Raw genomic sequence first — 20,195 nt, 5'->3', positions numbered from 1 at the left:
AGCACTTAGCAATACAAGGTGGGGTTTACAGCCGAGACTGCGTGCCCCCGGGGAGGCACGCAAATGCCAGGGTCACTCGTCGACGATGTCCACGTCTTTTGTCTCAGCAGACAGGTATACACAGAGTCCAGAGAACGCCGCGAGAGCTATCGTGAGCATCGAGATCGCGTAAGGCGTACCGTAATGGCTGAGGAGGAATGCCCCTACAATTGGAGCAGTACCACCACCTACTATTCCACCAACGTTAGTAGACATTGCGAAACCTGTGAAGCGAGCGCTAGGCCCGAAAGCTTCGCCAGTGAACGATGGCACTGCACCGTATACCAAGCCATATCCAGTCATGAACATGCAGGATCCAGCGACCATCGGCCAGAACTCACCGGTTGAAAAGAGGTGCCAGAAAGGAAAGGCTGCAAGTGCAGTCACGACAAAACCAATCAGCATCATGGTACGGCGGCCAATACGATCTGCCAGCGCCCCTGCAAAGGGTACGACTACCAGGTGAGTAGAGATTGCAACCATTGCGACTGACAACACGAAGGCATTGGACAGGCCTAGCTCTCGCTGGCCATAGCTCAAGGCAAATACAGTGAAGAGGTAGAAGGTCGAGAAGTGGCAGATGTTAGCGCCTGCAACCAACATTAGTTGCTTAGGATAGCGAGTGAACAAGCGGAGCGCTGGAGATTGCGAGTCGCCTGGGGTTGCAGCCCTCTTCTCAGCAGTTTTTTCAAACACTGGAGACTCAGGGACTTTGGAGCGGACAAACACCCCTACTATCAGCAGCGCAAGGCTGGCGATGAAAGGAATTCGCCATCCCCAAGCAGTGAAATCCTCTTTAGAAAGCAAGGCACTGACGATCAAAAGCATGCCAGCGGATGCGATGAAACCAAAGACAGGGCCAATGTTATTTATCGCCGCATAGAATCCCCTCCTTCTTCTTGGGGCATGCTCTAAGAGCATCAGCACAGCGCCACTGTACTCACCCGCAAAAGCGAAGCCCTGGATGAAGCGGAGCACGCAGAGCATGATAGGTGCCCAAATGCCAATGCTGGCATAGGTAGGCAAAAGACCAATACCTACCGTGCTCAAGCCCATAATGATGAGAGTGAGATACAGCAGCTTTTTACGGCCAATCCTGTCCCCGAAATGACCAAGTACAAGCGACCCTAGTGGACGCGCCACGAAAGAAATTGCGAATGACGCGAGAGAGGCCAGCCGGGATACTGTCTCGTCAGTCCCTGGGAAAAACAGAGGCCCAAAAATAAGGGCAGCAGCAGTGCCATAGAGGTAGAGATCGTAGGTTTCTAATGCTGTTCCGAACAGGCTTCCGGCCACAACATTCTTCATGGATTTTTTCTCGTCATGATCCATGTGATCGAGGTCACTTTCGACAGGGCTCGATATAGAGGTATGCATGGTTTCACCTTTTGTTATTGTAGATATGCAAGTATTTTCTTGCTGAAAAACCCTCAGAGATTATTCAAGGCCTCTGAGTGCTTTGACGAAATAATCACGATCTCCCATCTGCCCACCTTTTAGAGCAATCTCCACATCCTTCAGGTACGGCTCGCGAGAGTGCATTTGGCACAGAGGAGCGCCAGGAGAAATATCAGACTTGATAACCAGAGCGTCGGGAGCAAGCACTTTGGTCACTTGGCTCGATGTGTCGCCACCGGACACCACTAATCGTTTCAACGGGAATGCCTTGAGAATTTCAAGTGCAACCTGGCCTACCTCCATCGCTAGCTGCTTCCCTCCCTGAACCCTCGCCTCATCCCTAGGCAGGCCTTTTTGCAGCATTGCCTCGATCATCTGCTCGATCCGAGAGTCGCCAGGGCCTTTGGCAGTGTGAATCAACACCGACCGCCCCTCTTCGAGGTGGGATACAGCGGCCATCACCACATCTCGTATTGCGGCGCTTTTTCGGGACTCAGTAATCAAAGCGGCAGCATCGACTTCAAGCTCCACAAACCCGTAATCGATTGCCGTTTCAATCTGGGCCTGACTCAACGGCGAAGCACTGCCTGAGATAACCAGTACCTGGTCTGCAGGTTTCAGAGGTACGGCCAGCGACGCTCGTGGCGGAAACACCCCAGCGGTACGCCAATATTGTGTTAGGCCGTACTCCACGCCGGAAGAACCGACGACGAAAACTGGAGCTGCGCCTGATGAAAGCTCGGTCAATACTTGGCCAGCGGTGGTCATATGAGAGTCGTCGGTACCATCAAACAGCACTGCATCGTGCTGCTGTGACATCGCGTCGACTAATCGGCTGAGCTCTGCACTCTTTTCGAGCTGGCGAATATCCACTTTGCCAATCGACAAGTTCTTTTGCTTGCCGATATGGATACTCAAGTCCGCTTCATGCATCGGGGTAATCGGGTGGGCACTCATAATAGGGTGCCGGTCAATCCTGTGAACCTTGTGATCTGTCTTGGACAAGGCATAGAGGTTGCCGAAAACGCAGTAACGGCCCAATGCGGGATTGCCTGCAATGATCGGAATCCCTTTGACATCATAGATGCGAGATGCCAGCTCAATGACGTGCCCAATGCTGCCCACGGAGTCGGCACTGTCAAAAGTCGAGCAAACCTTGTAGTGAATCAACGCTGGCGATAGACGTTTGATGCCCTCAAAAATCCCGGGCAACACCGCATCCATCTCGCCATTGGACAAAGCACGGCTATCACCAGCGATGCCGATGGCGTCAAATTCACCGAGCTCCGCCAGGCGTTCTGGGGTCGGAGGAGCGAGGAACAGGGCACATTTAAGTCCAGCAGCCGTCAGAACCTCTAGAGCATCGGTCGAGCCAGTGAAGTCATCACCATAAAAGACCAACGGCAGCTTGGTAACGTGATGGGAGGTCATGACTTATTTGCCTCCAAACTTCTGGAGGGCCGCTGACAGGGCTGGCCTACCCTCTGCGTAACGCTCAAGAGGCATATGCTGTACAGCAGCTTCCCAGCCCTCACGCATGCTTTGCACGCCTGCTTCGATACCCATCGGATGACCGATGATGCCGCCGCCAGCGAGGTGCATCAGGTCAACAGATTGAAGCCTGTTGAAAAGCTCAGGCGCCTGGCCCGCCCATTGTCCGGAGGAGAAGACAGGCATCAAGGGGCGCATGCCGGCAAATGGAGCAAGGCAGCTCTTGGCAGAGGAGATTACGGAGTCGTCCGCCTCGTAGAACTTGCCCTGAATACCATTCACATGCAGATGGTCGATCCCGGCCAGCCGCCAGATCTTCTGATACACCTCGAATGAGAAACCTAACTGGGGATAACGAGTCAGAGCTCCCCAGCCATTACGATGACCATGAATAGGCAACTGGGCATGCTTTCGAATGTGCTCTACCGCCGAATGCCCAACCCAATTCAGGCAAAGCATCACGCAGGTACCACCCGCCTCAAGCACTGCATCTTGGCGGCGCATCATCTCGTCGATGCTGCCCGAGATGTTGATAGCGTACATGGGCATGCGTCCGAGGCGATCTGCATGCTTGTGAAGCACAGGCATCACAGCACCGAGACGGGCATCGAACGAAGCGTAGGTAGGATCGATGAGCAACTCATCATCCTTGATGAAATCGATACCTCCGGCGCAGAGCTCATCGACCACAGAAGCTGTCTGCTCGGGAGTAAGGCCGATACTCGGCTTGACGATGGTTCCAATGATCGGTCGGTCATGAACACCGGCTAGCGCCCTGGTGCCCTCAATTCCGAATTGAGGGCCAATGAATCCCGATGCAAACCGCTCGGGAAGCTCCAGATCTAGCACCCTCAGCCCGCTCACCTCGCCGATCTCAAAGAGATTGCCGGCAATGGTGGTGAGCAACGCAGGGATATTCGTTCCGATATTGGCTGTAGGGAACGCGATAGTGACCTCACCTCGATGGTAGGTCTCAGAGGGATTGTGGCGAGCCAGGTAGTCGCTGTGCAGAGAAGGGCTGGAAACGGACGGCAGCGGCTCAATAGCTACGACACGAGCACGAGAGCGTTCTTTAAGCTCCGCCGATTCGCCAGGAAGTGAGAGGAAGGTACCGCTGGATTGCTCTCCTGCGATTACCTCGCTAACCCGTTCAATTGGGTAGCTGCTCTCTACAAAAAATCGGGCAGTAAATTCCTCTCGCCCGGCCTTGTGATCGACCATGATGGGTGCCTCAAATCTATTTGTTATTGTGAATCTGCCCGAAATGCCCAAGACAGTTTCAAATCAATATACATTGACCCTGTATCAATCCAACCGATATGATTTCCTTCGAGAGTGAGAAAAACTCACACTAGAATCCTAGCTATGGCCGAGGCTTCGGTCTTAAGGAGGTGCGTATATGACGTCGCCAGTCAGGCCTTCGCTCAATGCCCTACGAGCGTTTGAAATGATCGCGCGCAAAGGATCGTTCAGCGATGCAGCGGATGCTCTGTGCGTGACTCACGGAGCTATCAGCCGTCATGTCCGAAGCCTGGAAGACGCCCTAGGTGTAATTCTGCTCACCCGAAATGCACATGGCACCAAGCTCACCCCAGAGGGATCACGCCTCGCCTCGGGCTTGGCCAGGGCTTTTGCCTTGATACAAGAGAGCATTGATGAGGTTCGCCCTCGCCCGCTCGAACTCTCCTGCTCCGCCTCGATCATGATGCATTGGCTGCTACCTCGACTCGCCAAGCTCCACAGCAGCTTCCCCACCATGGAATTAGGCTTGAAGACGGGTCACGGCCCCATTGATTTCGCCCACGAAGGCGTCAGCGTGGCGATACGCTTGGACAGCATCGAACCACCTCTTGGCATCGATCCGATACCCCTAACCAGTGAATGGGTAGGTGCGATCTGTTCGCCTGCCTATCTAACTGCGTCCGGCGTCACGGAGGTGAGCGACTTAACCAAAGAACGCTTGCTGACCACGAAAACGCGGCCCCACGCATGGAAGGATTGGTACGCGTCTATTGAGCACGAACCTGGTGAGCTGCTTGAGATGGAGTATTTCGAGCACTTCTACTTACTCATTCAGGCAGCCAAGCTCGGCTTGGGATTCGCCTGTGTGCCGCGCATGTTAGTGGAAGCAGAGCTTGAGAGTGGTGCCTTGGTGGCTCCATTTGGCTTTGTGCAAGGGGCATCAAAATTGGTTCTGTGGGTTTCACCCAATGCAAGGCTACGCCCCGATACAACAGATTTGGAAAAGTGGATAAAAAAAGAGATGGCGCAAAGCTAGACAAGCGCCCGCTTGGGCGCTTGCAATAGTGCCGATTACAGGTCGCCTGCGCCCCAGGCCAGGAACCCGCCATCCACAGGCAGAACAACACCATTCACGTAAGCAGCTACGTCAGATGCCAGATAGCTAACTGCGCCGGCAATTTCTTGAGTCGTTCCGTAGCGCTTAGCCGGAATAGCATTGCTATAAGCCTGGCGGAAGGTGTCGCTGTGCAACTCCTTGGTCATCGGGGTATCGACCGGGCCCGGCGCTATAGCGTTAGCAGTGATCCCATATTCGCTGAGTTCCACAGCCATCTGCCGGGTCAACGCAATGACTGCACCTTTAGAGGTACCGTAAGCGGTTCGACCCTTGCCCACGGCACGCATACCAGCGACCGACGCGATGTTGATGATTCTGCCGAACCCGTTTTTCCGCATGATTTGAGCGGCGAGCTGGCAGCACATGAACGTGCCAGTGACGTTGATGTGCATGGTCTTATTGAAAACGTCTAGATCAAACTCTAGGAACGGCATAGTCTTGGCGATGCCTGCGGAATTCACCAGCACATCGCATCTGCCGAACTCGCTATCGATCCAAGAAAATGCATCCCTTACAGACTCCACCGAGGCTACATCTACCTGGCACGCGTCAGCTGTGAAACCCTCCGCACGGAGCTGTCGCGAAAATTGCTCAGCCGCGTCGACGTTGATGTCACAAATGACGACATGGTGCCCGTCCTTCGCCAGTGAAACGGCAGCTTCAGCACCGATACCCATCGCACCGCCTGTAACCACGGCGATTTTCTTGTCTGCGTACTTCATCGAAACCCTCTCTTGTTATGATCGCCAAAGGCTTATTGGATCGATGAAGGCTAGAGCTGCCAGGGTCTTTACGCAATGGATAAAAACTCGCAGCCAGGATAGGAAAGCTCACACAAGCCACACGGGCAACTGAACCAGCTCAAGCCTCATCCAACGGTGGCGTTCGGAGTCTGGACGTCACCAGAATAATTAGCGGCCATGTCAAGCACATACAAACCCATTGGCTCTGCACATACACTAATTCGATGCAATGATCGCGATAAAAAGCATAATAATAAAAAACTTATAAGCATTTTATAGTAGCTGAAAAACAACGGATTCCGCTATTTTTTAATATAAAAAACCTAGCAACCGCCAACTTTCCAATAAATTAATTACAGGGGCGTATTTTGCCTTTAATTATATGAACCACCTCCTGAGCCATGCAGATGATGCGCCCCGGTGATGTCTCAGTGGGTTGGGCGGTACGGAAACGTAGCTATCATGTCGACCTGCAACCGTATGCAACTGATGCCCTTGGCTCAGATCTCGACTCGCATTGGCGGCGCTGCCACTGTGATCGGTGTTACCTTGCTGCCAGGCATCTTCAGCTAACAAGTCCTAGCCAACAAATTTGAGCATTACGTACATGCCATCGCCACCTGGCCACGCACCAGATGGTGGTGGCATGTGCGTATCCTACATTTGAGATCTCCTCTCGCTAGACCAGCTGCGTTGGCTTTCTTCGTCTGATCCGGGTTGAACATGCCCAAAGTCACTGCAGGCTAGCTATGCAACTGACGCCTGAATGACTTGGCGGACAGATGGAGGGGGCAAGTGAGCGAGGAATGTCGATAAGGATAGGACTGTACAGAAGCTCATGGCTGTACCTGGTTTTCACAACCGTAGGGGGGGCGAGCTCTCATACCCTCCCAGCTGCATCCCCCACCAGACGTGAGTAGCCAGAGTCAACATGAGCTGATACCCATGGATCTCGTCAATCACATCCAGGTCGAGCGAATCTGGCCTCGCTTAGCACCATTTGAGCTAAGTTTTAGATTCGTAAGCTCAGGCGCGGTGCTCGACTGCATCAACGCCTTTTCATGGGAGAGGAATTATGCCAAGGCTGACATTGGGAGATGTGGTAGAGGTCGTTTCGAGAGCAGGAGCGCCAAAAGCCAACAAGGTTTCTGAGATCAAGAACAGACCGCCATACAGCCCGGTTACTGATTTCTACAAGGCTCTTCGAGAGGGCATTGTTGCTGTCCATGAGAAGGGAGGAGATAAAAGCGAGCTCAAGTCGATCCTCACTCGGATCAGCGACCAGAAAAAGCTAAGCAATTATCCTCGAGCGATCAAAGGCTACGAGAAATGGTGGGGGCGAAAGCAGATCGAATGGCACGCACCTTATGCCGTGACCTATCAGATAGGTGACATCGACATTTCGGTTAAACCAGAGCTTGGCCTGATGGTCGACGGGGTGCCTCACTTCGTCAAGCTGTACCTCAAAGACGAAAAATTGCAGAAGTTGAGGATTGATGTCGTGCTCGCCCTGATGGAACACTCTCTAAGGCCAGACGCTCCTGATGGCTGCTGCATGGCCATACTGGACGTGAAAAATAGCAAGCTGTTCGCCGGCCCAGGCCACGCAGATCCAAAACTTCTTTCGATGGTTAATGCCGAGATGGCATACGTGTCAGCGTACTGGGGCCAGCTGTAAGGAGCGTTGGTTAAACTCAGTAATTACAGGTTCGTGCCGTCTACCTAATGCGTCCCGGAGGGGCTCGCCCCTCTCCGGATCGCATGGGTAATAAAAATCAACTCACGCTTTTAGCTTATTTTGCTGCCAAAAACGCCGCAGTCCATAGCTGATCGCCAAACCATTTCGCTTCAGAAGGACTGAGTATCCACGATACCCAGCCGAATTGAAGCATGATCGAGTTCTCATAAGGTCTGATCGTCAGGTCGTAAATTGCCTGAGCCTCGTCGGCGAATTCAACGGCTGGATCTGGATCCCTAAGCGTAGCAGTTGCGACAAAATCTGCGCCATCCCCTTGAACCCACCATCCCGACCTCCTTCATTGCCCTCAAGGAACGTCTCGACTGTTTGGCCCAATTCGGTTGAGGCAACCGCCACACACAGCTGCTGGAAGCTGTGCCAACCCAAGAGATGAAGGTCGTATTTTTGGGGAGTCATGAGGCATTCAACCTTTGTAGCAAAATCTTTTGGCCAGACGTAACCCGCCGCAGGAGAGCCAGCTTCTACAAGGGTTAGAGAGCCCCCGTCTTACAAAACATAGCTAATCTGCCCCTCGACGGCATTCGTATACTGGCAAACGGCCACTTAAAAGCTATTCTGCATAAAACAAAGGTCTTAATTAGTTACCCCCAGGAGAAAAATGACATAAGCCATACATTACAAATAACGGAGTTACGGAAATCATCAGGGTCAGCCTATAAACTTGAAGAGAAAACGATGAAAAGAATATTCGGACTAATATTTATTTCTGTCTCATTGTTTCTGAGCCAGGCCGTTTCTGCAAATTGTAAATTATCCTTTTTCATCCAGGGAGAGCCGACAAGATATACTTACCCCGAGATCTCAGACTTTATTCGCGAAAAAATAAGAGAAAATACTACACCCACAGTTGATGAAAAAGATAGATACAACGTGACCATAAGCAGTGACTGCGGGGTGCAGACAGAAAATAATCATTCCGCCACATTGACTTTCCAAAGAAATACAATCTACATAAAAGATCTGAATGGAGTGCCACTTTGCAAGGAAGGCCCTATTCCCAAAGGGCTCAGATGCGAAAGAAACTCATACAACTTTGTCGACTACAAAGGAGGGTCTAAAATCTCCATTAATGAGTCCTCAGCCGTGGACGCATTGAATGCAATCAGTTCAATTTCGACAACTCAAGATTTGGAGGAGGCGTTCAAAACACCGGAAAAGAGCAACGACATCCATAACGCTATCCGGCTATTTGCTATGCTCTTAGCTGAATCGGCTAGGTTTGATTACGTATTGAACGACATAGAATGCGCATCTAAGTCAGACTCAGCCATTCAGTTCATGGACTATTGGATTTTGGTTCATAACTGGGGAACTATTACTTCTAGAGTAACCACCTACGCTCCAGACCTTAAACCTCATGAGGCACGAAATGGCGCAGGCAAGTTGTTTGTACCTGTCACGCCTGAAATGGTCACATTCTTCAATAATGATTTGCACAAAAGACCGCCCAACCCTGATGAAATTACAACTGATGGAAAAAATACTGAGGTACCTACGCGACATCCAACTTGCGATTTAAAAACTACCGCGACAACTTCTACCCAGGGTGAGCGGGACGAGATATTTTCCCTTTTAGCTATGGCAATGGTAGAGAAGGACTGGCAAACCGGCCCCGAAGGGCGTGGTCACAATATTGGATCAATACTTGTAGACAAGTCAGATAACCCCGTATTTTGGGCAAGAAACTCCATCAGAAGCCGAGACGATTCAACCCAGCATGGGGAAGTCCGACTAATGCAAAGCTTTCTAAATTGCCCAAAAGTTGGTAAGTATCTGGATGAGTATAGCGTTTACACAACGCTTGAACCTTGTGCAATGTGCTCAGGCATGCTTGCAATGACAAAAGTCAAAAGAGTCATTTACATTCAAAAAGACCCGGGGTACGGACACACAAGGGAAATGCTAAGAAAAGCCGAATACCCTAGAGTCTACGAGGAATACACCCCCACAAAGCTCGCGCAAAAAATCAAGCTGGAGAGCGAGTATAATACCTTTCAAGAAACCAACAAAAGCATCACTGATTTTTTATTAACAAAAAATGCCTACAGCATATTCAGCTCAGCCGCCACTGCGCTAGCCGCCTACAAGGTTCAGCATAGTGAAAACGAAAAAACACTTGATGCTGCGCGAGCTTTCTTAATCACCGTAACAGCAGAAAAATACGACAGAGAAAAGTTAAAAGCATGTCCGACTAAAACAGCTTCAAGATTATAATTTCTCCACAGGCCACCACCCTACCAATAATTAAAGACAATCCAAGGTCGGCGTATACCTGGCCTTGGATTCTTTAAACAATTTGCCTTACAACTTCCAGTCGACCTCACGACTACGGGAAAACGCTGGAAAATTTCTTCTACCTCGCCACTCAGCAACCGAACAGAGCGCCCAATGCATGTCATCGAGCCTACTTGGTCGCTAAAGCGAAGCCGCTCCAGCCATTGGTTTCGATGACAAGCTCGGAGACCGCATCCTAAGCCTATGCTGAGAGTTCGTTCGACCGTGCGGCCTTGGCGCGACATGGCCAACACAACTCCTAGCTATCCACCTCGACAGTGCATGAAGATGCCATAAGCTCAAACGCATGAGCAATGAAGGAATTAATACAAGACCTAAGCCTGCTTTGCTGCCAAAAACGCTGCAGTCCATAGCTGATCGGACAGCCATTCAGCTTCATTTGGGGTAAAGATCCAGGCGACCCATCCGAATTTCAGCATGATAGCATCCTTGTAGGGCCTGATTGAAAGGTCGTAAATGGCCTGAGTCTTGTCTTCAAAATGGACGACTGGGTCTGGATCTCTCAGCGATCCTGTTGCCAAAAAATCTGCGCAATCTCCCTGGCAGTGAATTTTATCAACACCAACTTGAGGCGTTGTCAAATGCGGCATGATCAATTGAGTCCAAAAACCAATGGTATCGTAGACTTTCACGGAGTTCCGGTCGTAGGCATTTGTTAGTGATAGACGGAGATTCATGACCGCCCTGAGTAAGCCGGCAGCTATTTGATGGGCCTGGTAGGGCGTATAGGTTGTTCGAAAGCCATCAAACCACGTATCAATTAGGCCGGTGCTGGTAAGGCTCACGGAGGTCTTGTAGCTCTCCTCAGCGTCTGGAAAATTAAAGGCCGACGTAGCCTCGAATCGAGCGGTGGTTTTGCATTTGCTATGATTCATGATGCACTCAATTAAAAACGCTTACCTATCAAAACGGTTCGTTTTGGCAAACCTTGAGCACAAAATTGAAATTTCATAAATAAAATTTCAAAGCGACTATCATATAGTGAGTGGCAGATAGCAGGGATGGCTCTTCCCACAAATTGCAGGCAAAAAAAAGCCCCAATTAAGGGGCTTTTCACACGCTTCTGGATATTCCATATCATCGATAGCGCTTCTCAGTGGAGATCGGAGGTCTTACACATAAGCCGCAGTGTCCGTGAGCGCTCCACTTCGAGATGGCGCCAGTATAATCACCTGGACATTGGCAGGTCAATATATTTCGCACGGAACAATATTCCACCCTACCAAGGGCCAAGCACCAAACACAATGATGCGCGGAGTTAAGAGTATGCTCTAGATATCCTTTTATATCTCGCATGCAGTCAATTATGCATCAGGCCGCAGCCAACTGCTCATGCCTTTGTGAATGGGTCAGATACCTTGCGGCGGCTGGATTTCGCCCCAAGCAAGCGGAGCGCGCAGGCCAGGATGGCCGAAGGCGCGAAGGATGTCAGCCCGACAGGGCCGAGACTGGGCGGAACGCCTAGGCTCGGTTTACGACAGCCAGGCCGCAAGGCGGCGCGCCCAGTGTTTAAAATCAGTGAAGGCGATTCGGTGATGGGACATATCCGCCACCAATAAGGCGCTTGAACTCACGCAGACTTCCGCGACCACCGTCCCGCTTGAAGGTAGCCACCACGTACCGCGAATTGACGGTAGTAATAACCCAAAACCGCCCTTCCCTCTCTACCTTCTGGATGTCCGAAGTCCGGATCAAATGCCCATCCGAAAACCGCCCATATGGCCCTTTTCGCGCATGTCCAAAAACCACGCCCACAGCGCTGCATGCTTGAATCTGGACATTCACCAGGAATGCAGTGATCTCATCCTCATATCCCTGTCCGACAGCTCGAGCAATTCTGAGCAAATCAAAGTCAGAGTAACGCTTAACATGGAAGTCTACTGAAACCGTGCTGATGTCTGTCATGATTATTAGGCCCCCGCCATCTCCGCTGAAGCAGCTTTTACAGGGCTGCGCCGGTACAGCTCTTTCAATCCCTTCAGAGATCCCACATCGAGCGACTCATGAGTGTCGACGTATACTTCTCCGCTCTCGACCTCCAGAACACAGATGGGCACCTCTACTCGATTGAACCCTATCGAAAGAGACGTCAGATTTTCCATCTTCCAGCCATCACCTTTGTTCATCCAGCCGGGTGTGACCACTTGGACTTCCAGGACAACCAGGCTCTGATCTTGGGCTAACAACAGCTCAACGAGTTGGGCCTCATCGTTGGGCATTTCCGTATGATTCCTGAATTGACCATCATGGAAACGCTGAACGCTAACGTGGTACCAGTGGGTAGCGAGAGCTCGGGATACGCTATGCCAATGCATCAGCCCATCTCCGAACATACCGGGCATTCCGGCCATGTCAGATTGGTGTGAACGGAACATATTTTGATCTCTTTAACAGTCGAGTCGTCACGATTGAGGCCGTGGCACTTAGAAGATTGAGAAGATGCCTTGCAGGGTGGAGGACTTACGATACCCAGAGCCCTTAAGCACGTAGACCGTATTCCGCGTCCCGAAGAGATATCCATCCTTGAAGGTCTGAGCGATTGTTGACCTAACCCAGTCTCCCGGCTCGAAACGCCGCTGTTCATCGTGAACAACCTTGTGGGCAAATAGGAACATGGGCTGGCACCCAGCCGCAGCTACCTTGGCCAGCTCATCTTCCGTGAGGATCGCATCCAAGATCACCCACTCCTCGACAACGCAAAGAGGCATCCACTTGTAGTGTTCTCGAGCAGCGAGGAGCGCGCCCTCCAGAGTCAGCTCGGAACCGATTAGATCGATTCCACCCTCCCCCAGCAGCCCATCGTTGAGTGGGCTTTCCATCAAGCACAACCTCGCATTTCATTTCCCATAAATTGCAGGCCAGAGGCCTTACCGCCAAAATGATGAATATATTCCTTTGTTTGGCGGCAAGCAAACGCGGCATACCTCTTGGCTTTTGGGGATTTGTAATGTCGCTCCGCCAATCCTTTGCGGCAGTGCTCCAAATGCTGCGTCAGCTTAAGGGCCTCACGCAGCACTCCATGGCTACCCAACTGGATCAAACGACCGTCAGCAAGGTAGAGAGTGGGAAGCACTCAGTGACCTTGGATGTAAGCCACAAATTGGCTGCAGCGCTTGACCTTGAACTTACCACCCTGGTTGTTCTGACGGTTTCTCGCGACAGTAATCGCACGCCTCGGGAAGTCCTTCTCGCCTCACTGGCCGAGATCGAAACCCTCGAATTGGCTGATGCTCACCAGCCCACAGAGCCTGACTGCAAGGTTCCGCTCAACGTTTTGTCAGCGCGAGAGAAATGGCAGGCCGTGCAGGAGTTGAAAGGGAAAGGGCTTACTCAAGGTGAGGCTGCGAGGCAGCTTGAAATGCCTGAGTCGACATTGCGTCGGTTGTGGCACCAACGGCTGGAGCGGTAAGCCTTCTGCCATTGCTCCTATGTTTTACGGGGCCAGCGGTCGATCAAGCTACTGAGGAGGCTGCTTGGTAGACTCGGGTACAATTAACGGAAAATGCTCCCGCCAGCGCATAACAGTTATGCCTCACGGCTGAGCACTGATAGAGGACTGGGGGGAGATCCGAATTCAAGTGTGCATCTGGCTTCAGAGCAGAATGCTGGCCACACAAGCATGCATTAGTATGCAGCTGGTCACCCTCAACTATAAACGCTGCCCCGATGTTCGCTACCATCGCGAAAAAAACACGCATAAAAAAAGGGCTAGATTTTCTCTAGCCCTTTTTTTATGCGTGTTTGGCGGGGAACCAGGGATTCGAACCCTGGGAACGCTCTCACGTTCGCCGGTTTTCAAGTCTACAAATTTTCCGTTATAAATCAGTAACTTATACCAATACAATTTCCGCAAACCTTCACCATAGCACTCGCTGGAAACCGCATTTTTCGTCGGCCCACTGCTCCATTGCGGAATTGATTTTCCGCCTGTTGCCCCCCACTCATTGGCCCCTGAACAACTCCACCTAGGTGGATGGTCTGCCCCTGCCAAGGATAGGGGTTTGAACCCGCCCGAGAATCTCAATAGGCCTCCGGAGGCCAGCATAAATGGCTATTCTGTCTTTAGCGGATGGCCTGCATAGGCCTAACATGACCTCGGAATTGTCCTAAATTTGCCCTAAGATTCTCCAACCTGGAGCACGCACATGGATGACCAAGCCTCAACTACAGCTGACACCCTTGAGCTGTTGCATCTGAACCAGGTCGCCATCAGAGCAGCTCTGGAGGAGCTCTCGCTATGGGTGAGCCATCGCGGATCAGTCCACATACATGAAAACGTCATGGCCGTGTTAACGACACTTGATACCCATGCTGAGGCGATATCAACTGCGGTAGAACGCCTTCGGACGTGATCGAACCCGCAACTAACGGCGACAGCACCCATGATGGATTGAACCCTCAATCATCGGATAAGCCCATTTGACAGAGGTCCCAGCCGCCCAGCCGCTCGGCGACACCATACACTGGGTTGATTGGGCTTCTTCATGGACACGCTAGAAAAGATCAGGGCATTCACTGATACCCGTTGAAGGCTCCCCTTCCGAGGAGAGATAGCACGTTGATGGCGAGCTCAAGGCCTCGTATGCTACCTACCGCATAACGCTCAACCACCAGCTCTCGGGAAAAAAATGGATTTCCAATCGGTCGATTACACAATAGATACGTTATTGCAACGAATCCGAACAAGTCGGCTTGCACTTCCCGACTTTCAGCGCGAGTTTGTCTGGAAGCCAAACGAAGTTGTCGAGTTACTGGACAGCGTTGCTAAACAGTGGCCTATCGGATCGATTCTGCTATTAAGCGGTCCTCAACCCTTTGCCACTAAAGAAATAGAGAGCGGCCCAAGTGTATCACCTACAGATCTGGAGTCCTATATTCTCGATGGGCAGCAAAGAATCACATCGCTTTATCATGCCATCATGGACGTCTCGGATTTTTGCTACTACATTAATTTTGAAGAACTTGAACAAGGTGGCGACGACTACATCCATTGGGAGCGGCGCGATAGATTCAATAAGCAATACCCCACCACCGAGTCAAGAGCAGCTAATAAGATTGCACTTGTGCGAGAGGTGTGGGACTCCCATAGCTTCTTCAAATGGGCAGGCTGCTTGGATGACGAAAATGCAAGGCTTGATTACGTGGCGCTACGGGACTCGCATATCGGCGGCCTCCAAACCAAAGTTTATAAAATTATGGCGATTGAGCTCCAGCAAGAAATTAGCCTTGAGGCACTTGCACGAATCTTCGAGACACTCAATCGCACTGGCGTTCGCCTAAATGCCTTCGACCTTATGGTCGCGGCGCTTTACCCAAGCGGATTCAAGCTCAAAGAAGAGTGGGAATCGGCCTTAAACAACAACCCTATTTTTAGCTTTATCAAGCCAGATGCAATCGAAATTTTGAAGCTATGCTCGCTTCGAATCAGGATTCACGAAGGTAAATCTGCAGCAGCAGGTGTTCGCCAAGGGGATCTGTTAAAAATCGATCGCAAGCTGATTACTAAATATTGGCAACCATCCCTAGAACTTTACGTCAAAGCGCTGGAATATTGCAAAGCCAACTTCGGAATTTTGACAACCGAACTCGTCCCATCTTGGTCCTTGATTCTAGGAGTGGCAGGATGGCTTGAAAGACCCCTCTACAACGACCATCAAGTAAGACTATGGTGGCGAGACAGGATATTCGGGCAGTTCTACGCTCAAGCAGCTAACACACGTATCGTTACAGATTTCGAATCTCTCCACGCTGACACCGCTAGAGACGATATGGCTGAGTTCTTCTTCTTCGGGGTACTTGGCGAGACAACCAAGAAAAATGGCCTTTTAGCAAAGGCATTAGCGGGAATGATGATACATTCGGGAGCCTTAGACCCAGTTACCGGCGTTAAATTTACAGATGCCGACAAAATTGTAATGAGGGCTATAGATTATACCGGATGGACACACCGACTTCTTCCGAGCGACACCCTTGATGCCACCATTATAGTTACTGAAAAGTCCGATCGACTCTTGGGAAAAGCCGCAGACTTGCAATCTTCCGAGACAGCAATTCAGGCACTAGCTAGCCAAGGCATAACTAATTCCGACATGAGCAGGAGCCACTCATACTTCTGGGAATTATTTACGCATGGAAAAGCCGAGCAATAGTCGATGAAAAAACTACCAACAATTTCCGTTTTACTCACCGCAATTATTCTCTGGTGCGCTGCACTGATCATCGTACCCAGCATGACTCAACTGCTCACAAAGCTTAACTGCGAATCACTAAAAGAAGACCAATGCCAGCAATTTATTTCCACTCTAGGATCAACTGGAGATATTTTTGGAGCTGTAACATCTCTTTTCTCGGGCCTAGCTCTTTTTGCTGTCGCAATTACACTCTGGGCCGACTCAAATAGCCGTCGCGAGAGCCGCCGTCCCTTCCTAATGGCCGAACTTAACAGCGACTCTCTGGAGCTTAGCTCACCTATTCCCACCGGAGAAAAATCAATAACATTGAAAGCAAATTTAAGCATATCCAATCAAGTTGACGAAGCAGCTTTTAACATCACCCTTAAGAGCATACTGAAGCACCAGGGACTGAAGTTACAGCTTCCGCACGCGCACCTCGCCTTCCCTCTTATGGGAAAAGCATCTGGAGAAATCAAGCTGGACTGCCCGATCACCGGAGGTCACTTTAATAATTTCTTGTCGCAACTCACGAGTGGAAACCCAATAGAATTAGACACTGAAATAATCTACGAGAACATAGAAGGGGTCAAATGGACCACTAGTGCAATTTATGAACTAACTTGCACACACACCATTCATCGCAACCGATTAAACGCAGCACGAGGAAATAACGAAGACTTTGCAAAGCAGTGGGAAAATGATCCAGCAGTGCCCCTTAGTCCAGCTCCGAAGAGCGGCACCTGGAAACACTCGAAGAGCTAGCCGACTGAAGCCATAAAAAAGAGATCTGGGCAAAAGCCAAGATGGTGGCCTATCTATCCAGATCGCCTCTCTTCATGGCAAAAAAATGAAATGGCACTCGGGCGCGCTTAGACCTCGACGCTAAGCCCCTCTAAACCGGCTTCCTCGGCGAACTTCACCAGGGTATCCAGCTTGGCCCAGATCTTCACTGTGTCGCGCTTGAAGCGAACCGGGATCAGTCGCGCCGTGGGGCCGCCCAGGAATGCTCAGCGTCCACTGGCCGCGCTCCAATTCCTGCAGCCGCGCCCTGGCTGCAGCCTCCAGCAGCAGAAACAGGGCTCGATCTGTGCGGCCTCCAGCGCTTTCAACACCTCCAACGCTTCCACCATGCCTTCGGCCCGCGCTTGGGCGATCAGGCAGTTGGCCGCGCTGTTGGCCATATCTATTTCTGACAGGCGCTAGCGCAGCACCACGTGGTATTCCGGCGGCAAGACCAGCCCGGGCATGAACTCACCGGCGTTACGAATCACGCTCCCCCTGTGTCGCATGCGACCCGGCGGCAATCTCGAACGAGTCGCCGCTGCCGGAAACCGACTGTACCGCACCTTACAGGGCCTCGATTTAAGGGAAAATCCGTTCCGGACAGCTGGCCGTTACCTCTGCACGGTCTCCTGCAGCACCAACGTGCACTGGGTCACCGGCTCGCCGGGCGGGTCATTACGGGTGATGGTTAGCCCTTCCAGCTTGCCGGCCACATCGCCGTTGTAGTGGAACGCATCACCTTCAATAAACCCGACCTCCCAAGTGCCTTCGAAATAGCGGCCCTTGCGCAGCTCGCCCACCTTGATGCCCTGTGGGTCGAGAAAATCGTAATGGGCTTGAGGATCGTATTGGCTCACGGGTCTTGCTCCTTGCGTGGATGATAGCCGAGTGTAATCGGTTTGATATCACTTGCGCTTATACCACGGGTTTAACAACAATTGCGTCGTGTGTCCCAGTGAAAGCTTCAGCGCCAAAGCGTTGTATCGGGACGTGTGGCCAGTCCTTATCACGTCAAAAAGCTAAAGCTGATGCTGGGACTTGCCAGACTGACGCCTCAAAATGGTCAGAACAACCCGCCCAGCGAAAACGGCTGCCAGTTCATGATCACTAGCTCGCCGGTCACCTCCGCCTTGCATTGCCGCTGATTTGTATTGCTGTAGCGGATATCAAGGCATTCAAAGTGGAAGCCGTCAAAGGCCCGCCGGATGTCCGGGTGATCGTTGATGCTGACCATCACCCTGCCCTTGCAGCGCCGCATGAAGTCGGCCATTCGCTCGTACTCCTCGAACGGGAAATCCAAGCCATAGCCGGCGGTCTTCCAGTACGGCGGATCCATGTAGAAGAACGTGTGCACTCGATCATAGCGCTCAGCGCAGTCCAGCCAGGACAAGTGCTCGACATAGGTACCGGCGAGGCGCTGCCACGCGACGGATAAGTTCTCCTCTATGCGCAATAGGTTGATGGTCGGTCCCGTGGTCGCGGTACCGAACGTCTGCCCAGTAACCTTGCCACCGAACGCGTGTTGCTGCAGATAGAAGAACCGTGCCGCACGCTGGATATCGGTCAGGGTTTCAGGGCGGGTCATCTTCTGCCACTCGAAGATCTGGCGAGAGCTGAGCGCCCATTTGAACTGGCGCACGAACTCCTCCAGGTGGTTCTGCACAACACGGTAAAGGGTGACCAGGTCACCATTGAGATCATTCAACACCTCCACCGGGGCAGGCTGGGGACGCATGAAGAACAACGCGGCACCGCCGGCGAAGACTTCGACATAGCATTCATGAGGGGGAAAAAGAGGGATCAAGCGGTCGGCCAGGCGACGTTTGCCGCCCATCCAGGGAATGATAGGAGAGGTCATAGGTATGCAAGTCTTTACTGTATGGATAAACAGGTGATAGGCTCGCCGCGCTTTGTGCACAAGGCAGAGGCCACGGCTGGACTTGCAGGAAGGGTCTGCGGGTTCGGCGGGCCGGGCTGGATGTTGGCGCATCTACCCGGCTCGCCTCTTTTCATTTGGTAACTTCGCGGACGTAGGCCTGGCAGGCCTTCAGTGCGATCAGTCCTCGGTCGCCTCGCTCGGTGATGCCGATAATTCGTTGAGCATGCGCTGGGTCAACTCGGGCGCGAACGGCTCCATGAACCACGCCTCCGGTGCCGGCGGCTTCTCGCACCCTACCGTCACCACCCGGAGCGGCAAAGGCTCCGGCGTCGACAAGGACTGACAGCCGCAAGTCAGCAGTAGCCAGCCTGTCACGCAGGCGAGCCTGAATCTGTTGTGCATCATTCATCTCCTTCCAATGTGTTTTGCCCTGCTCCTGCAGGCGATCCTCCAGGTCTTTGCGCTGACTTTTCTGTTCAGCCAACTGCTCCAGGGCTGCAGCTGCAGCTTCCTCACGCTCACGACCGCAAGCCCGATCCTTATCAGCCAGCTGCTGGACATAGCCTGCAGCCTGATCAGCCAGCTGCTTTCCGTACTCGCTGGCCTGCCACACCCAGGCCCCTCGCCCGCCGGCATAGAGCCCGACCGCAACTGCCAGAAGTGCGATACGCCAATTCAGCGGCATTACTGCAGCACCTCCAGCGCACGCTTGTAGAGCGCCTGGCGATCCTTCAACCCATTCAGGCCACCATTGATACGGCGGGTGATCAGCTCGAACACCGAGTCATCGGCCTGCAGCACCTTGTCAGCGAGGCTATTGAGCCCCGCCCGCTGCCAGTACCAGCCGGCCGACAGCGATGCGTAGACCGGCTGCTCGAGCAGGTCGGGGGTGTTGAGCAAGCGACTGTCACCGAACAGCGCTTCGCTGCAGGCTTCGTAGTTGTCGCGGCCGGTGATCTGGATAAGCCCACGGCCACGGTACCGCTGACCATCACCGTCAGCCTCCGGGGTATTGCCGAGACGCTGCGCCAGACGCCCGGTATCGTACTTGGCCAAGTAGGCATCGTTACCGAGCTCCCGCACATATAAAAGCTGGCCAGACTCATGGCCGACTTGCGCAAGGAACGCAGCCATACGCCGAGGGGTGATGATCGAGTACTTGCCCATTGTTGCGTTGAGGCCGGGAACAAAAACGCCGGCTTTTCGGCCGGCGTTGGGGAGGATCTGTTGCAGCTGTTGTACAGAGATAGCCATTTAAGTCTCCAGTGATGGTCTG

21 protein-coding genes are annotated in these 20,195 nt (G+C 52.2%); 8 read left to right on the top strand and 13 right to left on the bottom strand.

From position 1 onward, the window contains the following. Positions 1-72: 72 nt before the first annotated feature. The 3 genes from V7787_RS02270 to V7787_RS02260 are packed head-to-tail and all read right to left on the bottom strand — an operon-like array spanning position 73 to position 4,149. Positions 73-1,416 (bottom strand): MFS transporter, encoded by a 1,344-nt coding sequence (locus V7787_RS02270; RefSeq protein ID WP_064491902.1) that lies wholly within the window; start codon positions 1,414-1,416, stop codon positions 73-75. A 60-nt stretch (positions 1,417-1,476) separates the two neighbouring features. Further along, positions 1,477-2,868 carry a four-carbon acid sugar kinase family protein gene (locus V7787_RS02265; protein ID WP_064491903.1) on the bottom strand — a complete coding sequence of 464 codons (1,392 nt, stop codon included), beginning with the start codon at positions 2,866-2,868 and terminating at the stop codon, positions 1,477-1,479. A 3-nt stretch (positions 2,869-2,871) separates the two neighbouring features. Next, complete coding sequence (locus tag V7787_RS02260; protein WP_064491904.1) at positions 2,872-4,149, bottom strand: ribulose-bisphosphate carboxylase large subunit family protein; 1,278 nt, start codon at positions 4,147-4,149, stop codon at positions 2,872-2,874. 178 nt (positions 4,150-4,327) lie between these two features. On the opposite strand from V7787_RS02260, the gene V7787_RS02255 reads away from it, so the two are divergent. After that, positions 4,328-5,206 (top strand): LysR substrate-binding domain-containing protein, encoded by an 879-nt coding sequence (locus V7787_RS02255; protein ID WP_064491905.1) that lies wholly within the window; start codon positions 4,328-4,330, stop codon positions 5,204-5,206. 35 nt (positions 5,207-5,241) lie between these two features. On the opposite strand, the gene V7787_RS02250 is transcribed toward V7787_RS02255, so the two are convergent. Further along, a complete protein-coding gene (locus V7787_RS02250; protein WP_012051834.1) occupies positions 5,242-6,009 on the bottom strand; it encodes an SDR family NAD(P)-dependent oxidoreductase in 768 nt (255 codons plus the stop codon). A 483-nt stretch (positions 6,010-6,492) separates the two neighbouring features. Here V7787_RS02250 and V7787_RS02245 point away from each other — a divergent pair, with 483 nt between their 5' ends. After that, positions 6,493-6,603 (top strand): 2-hydroxycarboxylate transporter family protein, encoded by a 111-nt coding sequence (locus V7787_RS02245; protein ID WP_155741792.1) that lies wholly within the window; start codon positions 6,493-6,495, stop codon positions 6,601-6,603. A 502-nt stretch (positions 6,604-7,105) separates the two neighbouring features. After that, positions 7,106-7,708, top strand: coding sequence for a hypothetical protein (locus V7787_RS02240; RefSeq protein ID WP_064491906.1), 603 nt, complete (start codon positions 7,106-7,108; stop codon positions 7,706-7,708). A 240-nt stretch (positions 7,709-7,948) separates the two neighbouring features. Here V7787_RS02240 and V7787_RS02235 read toward each other — a convergent pair whose 3' ends face one another. Continuing rightward, complete coding sequence (locus V7787_RS02235; RefSeq protein ID WP_064491907.1) at positions 7,949-8,185, bottom strand: hypothetical protein; 237 nt, start codon at positions 8,183-8,185, stop codon at positions 7,949-7,951. A 279-nt stretch (positions 8,186-8,464) separates the two neighbouring features. Here V7787_RS02235 and V7787_RS02230 point away from each other — a divergent pair, with 279 nt between their 5' ends. Then, positions 8,465-10,003, top strand: a complete 1,539-nt coding sequence (locus tag V7787_RS02230; RefSeq protein ID WP_081273213.1) for a nucleoside deaminase — start codon at positions 8,465-8,467, stop codon at positions 10,001-10,003. Positions 10,004-10,398: 395 nt separating this feature from the next. Here the strand turns inward: V7787_RS02230 and V7787_RS02225 are convergent, their stop codons facing one another. The 4 genes from V7787_RS02225 to V7787_RS02210 all read right to left on the bottom strand — a co-directional run bounded on the left by V7787_RS02225 (position 10,399) and on the right by V7787_RS02210 (position 12,903). Continuing rightward, positions 10,399-10,959 (bottom strand): hypothetical protein, encoded by a 561-nt coding sequence (locus V7787_RS02225; RefSeq protein ID WP_064491909.1) that lies wholly within the window; start codon positions 10,957-10,959, stop codon positions 10,399-10,401. A 640-nt stretch (positions 10,960-11,599) separates the two neighbouring features. Further along, entirely contained in the window at positions 11,600-11,989 is a 390-nt protein-coding gene (locus V7787_RS02220; protein WP_081273214.1) for a hypothetical protein, read from the bottom strand. A gap of 5 nt (positions 11,990-11,994) precedes the next feature. Continuing rightward, positions 11,995-12,459, bottom strand: coding sequence for a hypothetical protein (locus V7787_RS02215; protein ID WP_064491910.1), 465 nt, complete (start codon positions 12,457-12,459; stop codon positions 11,995-11,997). Between the two features lie 48 nt (positions 12,460-12,507). Beyond that, complete coding sequence (locus V7787_RS02210; protein ID WP_063422634.1) at positions 12,508-12,903, bottom strand: DUF6957 family protein; 396 nt, start codon at positions 12,901-12,903, stop codon at positions 12,508-12,510. 128 nt (positions 12,904-13,031) lie between these two features. Here V7787_RS02210 and V7787_RS02205 point away from each other — a divergent pair, with 128 nt between their 5' ends. The 4 genes from V7787_RS02205 to V7787_RS02190 all read left to right on the top strand — a co-directional run bounded on the left by V7787_RS02205 (position 13,032) and on the right by V7787_RS02190 (position 17,019). Then, a complete protein-coding gene (locus V7787_RS02205; protein WP_063422633.1) occupies positions 13,032-13,493 on the top strand; it encodes a helix-turn-helix domain-containing protein in 462 nt (153 codons plus the stop codon). A 736-nt stretch (positions 13,494-14,229) separates the two neighbouring features. Beyond that, complete coding sequence (locus tag V7787_RS02200; RefSeq protein WP_336085285.1) at positions 14,230-14,436, top strand: hypothetical protein; 207 nt, start codon at positions 14,230-14,232, stop codon at positions 14,434-14,436. A 276-nt stretch (positions 14,437-14,712) separates the two neighbouring features. Continuing rightward, on the top strand, positions 14,713-16,233 hold the full coding sequence (locus tag V7787_RS02195; protein ID WP_336085283.1) for a DUF262 domain-containing protein: 1,521 nt from the start codon (positions 14,713-14,715) through the stop codon (positions 16,231-16,233). Between the two features lie 3 nt (positions 16,234-16,236). Then, a complete protein-coding gene (locus V7787_RS02190; protein WP_336085281.1) occupies positions 16,237-17,019 on the top strand; it encodes a hypothetical protein in 783 nt (260 codons plus the stop codon). A 632-nt stretch (positions 17,020-17,651) separates the two neighbouring features. Here the strand turns inward: V7787_RS02190 and V7787_RS02185 are convergent. The 4 genes from V7787_RS02185 to V7787_RS02170 form a co-directional block, all read right to left on the bottom strand. Beyond that, positions 17,652-17,897, bottom strand: coding sequence for a hypothetical protein (locus V7787_RS02185; protein ID WP_336085279.1), 246 nt, complete (start codon positions 17,895-17,897; stop codon positions 17,652-17,654). A gap of 206 nt (positions 17,898-18,103) precedes the next feature. Next, complete coding sequence (locus tag V7787_RS02180) at positions 18,104-18,898, bottom strand: DNA adenine methylase (RefSeq protein ID WP_336085277.1); 795 nt, start codon at positions 18,896-18,898, stop codon at positions 18,104-18,106. 151 nt (positions 18,899-19,049) lie between these two features. Beyond that, the gene (locus V7787_RS02175; protein WP_336085275.1) at positions 19,050-19,604 is read right to left on the bottom strand and encodes a lysis system i-spanin subunit Rz; all 555 of its coding nucleotides are present in this window, start codon (positions 19,602-19,604) and stop codon (positions 19,050-19,052) included. Continuing rightward, complete coding sequence (locus tag V7787_RS02170) at positions 19,604-20,173, bottom strand: glycoside hydrolase family 19 protein (RefSeq protein WP_274094489.1); 570 nt, start codon at positions 20,171-20,173, stop codon at positions 19,604-19,606. Before V7787_RS02170 ends, V7787_RS02175 begins: the two co-directional genes overlap by 1 nt. Positions 20,174-20,195 lie beyond the last annotated feature (22 nt).

The organism is Pseudomonas sp. CGJS7, from assembly GCF_036961695.1.
Note: the sequence above shows the minus strand (reverse complement) of the source record. Positions and strands in the feature narration are given on the sequence as shown.

What these genes read in the sequence shown, in the direction of transcription:
- V7787_RS02265 (WP_064491903.1), bottom strand. Translation starts at nt 2,868, where the DNA reads ATGACCTCCCATCACGTTACCAAGCTGCCGTTGGTCTTTTATGGTGAT.
- V7787_RS02205 (WP_063422633.1), top strand. Translation starts at nt 13,032, where the DNA reads ATGTCGCTCCGCCAATCCTTTGCGGCAGTGCTCCAAATGCTGCGTCAG.
- V7787_RS02225 (WP_064491909.1), bottom strand. Translation starts at nt 10,959, where the DNA reads ATGAATCATAGCAAATGCAAAACCACCGCTCGATTCGAGGCTACGTCG.
- V7787_RS02245 (WP_155741792.1), top strand. Translation starts at nt 6,493, where the DNA reads ATGTCGACCTGCAACCGTATGCAACTGATGCCCTTGGCTCAGATCTCG.
- V7787_RS02170 (WP_274094489.1), bottom strand. Translation starts at nt 20,173, where the DNA reads ATGGCTATCTCTGTACAACAGCTGCAACAGATCCTCCCCAACGCCGGC.
- V7787_RS02220 (WP_081273214.1), bottom strand. Translation starts at nt 11,989, where the DNA reads ATGACAGACATCAGCACGGTTTCAGTAGACTTCCATGTTAAGCGTTAC.
- V7787_RS02230 (WP_081273213.1), top strand. Translation starts at nt 8,465, where the DNA reads ATGAAAAGAATATTCGGACTAATATTTATTTCTGTCTCATTGTTTCTG.
- V7787_RS02255 (WP_064491905.1), top strand. Translation starts at nt 4,328, where the DNA reads ATGACGTCGCCAGTCAGGCCTTCGCTCAATGCCCTACGAGCGTTTGAA.
- V7787_RS02175 (WP_336085275.1), bottom strand. Translation starts at nt 19,604, where the DNA reads ATGCCGCTGAATTGGCGTATCGCACTTCTGGCAGTTGCGGTCGGGCTC.
- V7787_RS02260 (WP_064491904.1), bottom strand. Translation starts at nt 4,149, where the DNA reads ATGGTCGATCACAAGGCCGGGCGAGAGGAATTTACTGCCCGATTTTTT.
- V7787_RS02270 (WP_064491902.1), bottom strand. Translation starts at nt 1,416, where the DNA reads ATGCATACCTCTATATCGAGCCCTGTCGAAAGTGACCTCGATCACATG.
- V7787_RS02180 (WP_336085277.1), bottom strand. Translation starts at nt 18,898, where the DNA reads ATGACCTCTCCTATCATTCCCTGGATGGGCGGCAAACGTCGCCTGGCC.
- V7787_RS02200 (WP_336085285.1), top strand. Translation starts at nt 14,230, where the DNA reads ATGGATGACCAAGCCTCAACTACAGCTGACACCCTTGAGCTGTTGCAT.
- V7787_RS02195 (WP_336085283.1), top strand. Translation starts at nt 14,713, where the DNA reads ATGGATTTCCAATCGGTCGATTACACAATAGATACGTTATTGCAACGA.
- V7787_RS02215 (WP_064491910.1), bottom strand. Translation starts at nt 12,459, where the DNA reads ATGTTCCGTTCACACCAATCTGACATGGCCGGAATGCCCGGTATGTTC.
- V7787_RS02250 (WP_012051834.1), bottom strand. Translation starts at nt 6,009, where the DNA reads ATGAAGTACGCAGACAAGAAAATCGCCGTGGTTACAGGCGGTGCGATG.
- V7787_RS02235 (WP_064491907.1), bottom strand. Translation starts at nt 8,185, where the DNA reads ATGACTCCCCAAAAATACGACCTTCATCTCTTGGGTTGGCACAGCTTC.
- V7787_RS02210 (WP_063422634.1), bottom strand. Translation starts at nt 12,903, where the DNA reads ATGGAAAGCCCACTCAACGATGGGCTGCTGGGGGAGGGTGGAATCGAT.
- V7787_RS02190 (WP_336085281.1), top strand. Translation starts at nt 16,237, where the DNA reads ATGAAAAAACTACCAACAATTTCCGTTTTACTCACCGCAATTATTCTC.
- V7787_RS02240 (WP_064491906.1), top strand. Translation starts at nt 7,106, where the DNA reads ATGCCAAGGCTGACATTGGGAGATGTGGTAGAGGTCGTTTCGAGAGCA.